This window comes from uncultured Cetobacterium sp. (assembly GCF_947039425.1).
GTDB lineage: Bacteria > Fusobacteriota > Fusobacteriia > Fusobacteriales > Fusobacteriaceae > Cetobacterium_A.
Genome location: NZ_CAMQYW010000168.1, coordinates 1 through 4,283, shown reverse-complemented (window position 1 = coordinate 4,283; position 4,283 = coordinate 1). Strand labels below are relative to the sequence as shown.

The window sequence follows — 4,283 nt, the reverse complement described above, 5'->3', positions numbered from 1 at the left end:
GCCAACAACATTTGCTGAGCTTGTTAGAATATCTGGACTTTCTCATGGAACAGATGTTTGGCTAAATAATGCTCAAGAGTTTGTAAGAAAGGGTGAGGCAACGCTTTCACAAATTATTTCAGTAAGAGACGATATTATGAATTTCTTGATAGATCAAGGTCTTGAAAAAGGAACTTCTTTTAAAATAATGGAGTTTGTAAGAAAGGGACAGCCAAGTAAAAATCCTGAAAAATGGGAAGAGTATTCTAATTTGATGAAGGATAATGGAGTACCTGAATGGTATATTGAGTCTTGTAGAAGAATAAAATATATGTTCCCAAAAGGACATGCAGTTGCTTATGTAATGATGGCTATGAGAATAGCATATTTTAAAGTTCATTATCCTTTAGCTTTCTATGCAGCTTATTTAAGTAGAAAGGCAGAGGAATTTGATTTTGAATTAATGGGGGATTTAAATAAAGTTAAAGAAAGAATTAAAGAGTTAGGAAGAGAACCAAAATTAGATGTTAAGAAAAAAGCTCAACTTGCAGTTTGTGAAATAATTGTTGAAATGCACGAAAGAGGATTTGAGTTTTTAAACTTAGATATTTATACATCAAGTGGAAATAGATTTACAATTGAAGATAATAAAATTAGGGTTCCTTTAATGGGATTAAATGGTCTTGGAGTATCAGTTATGGAAAATATAATTAGAGAAAGAGAGTGTGGAAGATTTATTTCTTATGAAGATTTTAAGAGAAGAACGAAAGCTTCTCAAACAACAGTTGATAAGTTAAAAGAATTAAATTGCATTGAATCTTTAAGTGAGACAAACCAAACGACTTTATTTTTCTAGGGAGGAATCATGTTTTCTATAAAAAAAGAACATTTTGGCGCAGGACTAGTATGTCTTGCTGCCACAATGTGGGGATTTGACGGAATAGTATTAACACCAAGACTTTTTAAATTAAATGTTGCTTATGTGGTATTTGTATTACACTTGTTACCATTTATAGGAATGACATTTTTATTTGGACGAAAAGAGATGAAAAATATTGTATCCTTAGATAAAGAGGATCTTTTTTATTATCTTATGATTGCTTTATTTGGAGGAACGTTAGGAACGTTATCAATAGTTAAGGCACTGTTTTTAGTTGATTTTAATCATTTAACTGTTGTAACACTTCTTCAAAAATTGCAACCAGTATTTGCAATAACTTTAGCAAGAGTTATATTGGGAGAAAGAATAGGTAAAAATTTTGTTTTTTGGGCAATAGTGGCTTTAATAAGTGGATATTTCTTAACATTTCAATTTTCATTACCTCATTTTTCAATTGGAGATAAAATGGGAGAAGCTAGTTTGTTCGCAATATTAGCAGCTTTTTCTTTTGGAAGTTCAACAGTGTTTGGAAAAAAGATACTAGCAAACTCCTCTTTTAGAACAGCATTATATACAAGATATATGTTTACATCAATAATAACAGGTTTAATTGTTGGGTTTAATGGAAATTTCCATTGGTTTTTAAAAACAACACCCCATCAATGGATGATTTTTGTAATAATTGGGTTAACAACAGGTAGTGGAGCAATTATGCTTTATTATATAGGACTTAGATATATAAAAGCTAATATAGCAACTATTTGTGAACTTTGTTTTCCTGTTTCTTCAATAGTTTTTGATTATGTTTTTAATGGAAAAATACTATCGTTAGTACAATTTTTAAGTGCTGGAATGTTACTATTTTCAATATATAGAATAACAAAAAATCAAAAAAAATAAAAAAAACTTGAATTATTTGTTCTAAAAATATATAATAAATGTGTAAATAGTTACATAAAAATGAGTTTCGGAGGATTTATATTATGAATTGCACTTTCGCATTAGAAGATATTTTAAAAGCAAATGACATTATAAAGGATTCTTTAAAAAGAACACCTGTAGTAGAGTGTCCAACTTTAGGAGAGATAACAGGAAACCATGTTTTCTTTAAATTAGAGAATTTACAAAAAACTGGTTCTTTTAAATTAAGAGGAGCTTTAAATAAAATAGCAAGTTTAACAGATGCTGAAAAAGCAGCAGGAGTTATTGCATCTTCAGCAGGAAACCATGCACAAGGAGTTGCATTAGGAGCAGCAGCACAAGGAATCAAAGCAACAATAGTAATGCCAGCAACTGCACCACTTGCAAAAATTGCAGCAACTAGAGGTTACGGTGCTGAAGTTGTTTTAGAGGGAGAAGTTTATGACGATGCTTATAACAAAGCATGTGAAATTCAAAAAGAAACTGGAGCTACATTCTTACACCCGTTTGATGATAAATTTGTTATGGCAGGACAAGGAACAATCGGTCTTGAAATATTAGAGGATATCCCAGATGTAGATGTAGTATTAGTACCAATTGGAGGAGGAGGAATCATTAGTGGTATAGCTATGGCTATAAAATCATTAAGACCTTCTGCAAAAGTAATTGGTATAGAAGCAGCAAATGCAGCATCAATGGCTGAAGCAATAAAAGAAGATAAAGTTGTTGAGATTAATTCTAAACCAACAATAGCTGATGGAATTGCTGTTAGAAAAGCTGGATGTACTACATTTGAAGTAATTAGAGAGTGTGTAGATGAAATAGTAACTGTAACTGAAGATGAAATAGCTAAAGCTATCTTATTCTTAATGGAAAAAAGTAAAGTAGTAGCAGAGGGAGCAGGAGCTACAACTGTAGCAGCACTTTTAGCTGGTAAAATAGATGTAACAGGTAAAAAAGTTTGTTCTGTAATCTCAGGAGGAAACATTGATATAAACTTAGTTGCAAGAGTATTAAATAAAGCTTTAATTTTAGAGGGAAGAAGATTTGTATTCTCAATAGCTTTATCTGATAAAGTTGGAGAAATGGCTAAAATTGTTTCTGCAATAACTGAGTTAAATGCAAATATTCTAAGTTTAAATCAATCTCAAAACAATCCTACATTAGGAATTAATGCTCAAGAAGCTAGATTTGTATTAGAGTGTTTTGACTGTGAACATAAAGCAAAAGTAAAAGCTAAATTAGAAGAATTAGGATATGTAATATACTAATTAAATGTATAAGAGAAGTGAACTAAAAAATTAGTTCACTTTTTTTTATATTTAAATATCAATGCAAAACATTCACCGTATAAATAAGTTGTAAAATAAGAACTATTTTAGTATAATGAGAGTTATAAAAGAACTGAAAGGTTGGAAATGATATGATATATTTAGACAATGCAGCAACGACATATCCTAAAATGAAGAAAGTATATACTGAAACAATGAAATATTATGAAAAGATAGGAATTAATTTTTCTAGAAATAAAAGTAATAAAAGTATGGATGCTCTTCTTTTAAAAAAGAGTTTAATAGAAAATTTAAGAAATATATTTAGTTCAAAAAATAAGAAAATTATAATTAATTCTTCAGCAACATTTTCTCTTAATGAGATAATTCAGGGATTAGATTATAGTAAGATAAGCAATATTTATATATCACCTTTTGAACATAATTCTGTGTATAGAATCGTGAAAAAAATATCTAAAGAAAAAAATATAAAGTTAGAAATTATAGATTTTAAGGGATTTATATTAGATAGAGAGATGTTAAAATTAAAATTTATGTCTAAAAATCCAGATTTAGTTATTTGTACTCATGCATCAAATGTTTTTGGAAATATATTACCAATAAAAGAGATATTTAGAGAAGCTAAAAACTATAGTGCAATAACAATATTAGATACAGCTCAAACAGGAGGAGTATTGAATTTTTCTGAAATTGAAAATATTTCAGATTTTATAGTTTTTGCAGGACATAAGAATTTATATGGTCCTAGTGGAATAGGAGGATATTTATATAATTCTGACGTTCCGTTAAATCCATTGCTGTATGGTGGAACTGGTATAAATTCTGAAGATGAAAATATGCCACTAGAAATACCAGAAAGATTTGAAGCAGGTAGTCCAAATATATTGGGAATAATAGGACTTAAAATAGCAACAGATGAAATATTAGCTATTGGAATAGATAACATTTTAAAAAAGAAAAAGGATAATCTAAAGATGTTGTTTAATTTATTAAAAACTTATAATTATGACTTAAAAATATGGTCAGAATTAGAAGAAAATATTGGAGTAATTTCAATAACAACAAATGATTATTCGCCACAAGAATTTGAAATGATACTAAATGATAACTCTGTTATAGTTAGAACGGGTCTTCATTGCGCACCATTAGCCCATAAACACATGTTTACAGATGAAAGTGGAACAATTAGACTATCGGTTGGATACTTTAAT

General features: G+C 29.1%; 3 protein-coding genes and 1 pseudogene. All 4 read left to right on the top strand.

Annotation, left to right across the window (positions count from 1 at the left end; translation table 11 throughout):
* A pseudogene (polC, locus tag Q0V09_RS08410) lies at positions 1-835 on the top strand (PolC-type DNA polymerase III); the annotation flags it as partial.
* A gap of 9 nt (positions 836-844) precedes the next feature.
* A complete protein-coding gene (locus Q0V09_RS08405; RefSeq protein WP_297407369.1) occupies positions 845-1,759 on the top strand; it encodes a DMT family transporter in 915 nt (304 codons plus the stop codon).
* Positions 1,760-1,842: 83 nt separating this feature from the next.
* The gene (gene ilvA, locus Q0V09_RS08400) at positions 1,843-3,051 is read left to right on the top strand and encodes a threonine ammonia-lyase (RefSeq protein WP_297488459.1); all 1,209 of its coding nucleotides are present in this window, start codon (positions 1,843-1,845) and stop codon (positions 3,049-3,051) included.
* Positions 3,052-3,203: 152 nt separating this feature from the next.
* A partial coding sequence (locus Q0V09_RS08395; protein ID WP_297488456.1) for an aminotransferase class V-fold PLP-dependent enzyme occupies positions 3,204-4,283 on the top strand: 1,080 nt, incomplete at its 3' end.